The 320-nt window shown below is 56.2% G+C and carries 1 rRNA gene; it reads left to right on the top strand.

What is annotated here, in order from left to right:
• Positions 1 to 320, top strand: a 16S ribosomal RNA gene (locus ACJ5GX_RS06765); the annotation flags it as partial.

The following is a 320-nucleotide window of genomic DNA, read 5'->3' as shown; positions in this document are numbered from 1 at the left end:
AGTAGGTGGGGTAATGGCTCACCTAGGCGACGATCGATCTGGAGGAATACCGGTGGCGAAGGCGGCCCCCTGGACGAAGACTGACGCTCAGGTGCGAAAGCGTGGGGAGCAAACAGGATTAGATACCCTGGTAGTCCACGCCGTAAACGATGTCGACTTGGAGGTTGTTCCCTTGAGGAGTGGCTTCCGGAGCTAACGCGTTAAGTCGACCGCCTGGGGAGTACGGCCGCAAGGTTAAAACTCAAATGAATTGACGGGGGCCCGCACAAGCGGTGGAGCATGTGGTTTAATTCGATGCAACGCGAAGAACCTTACCTACT

This window comes from Wolbachia endosymbiont of Tuta absoluta, from assembly GCF_059414725.1.
Note: the sequence above shows the minus strand (reverse complement) of the source record. Positions and strands in the feature narration are given on the sequence as shown.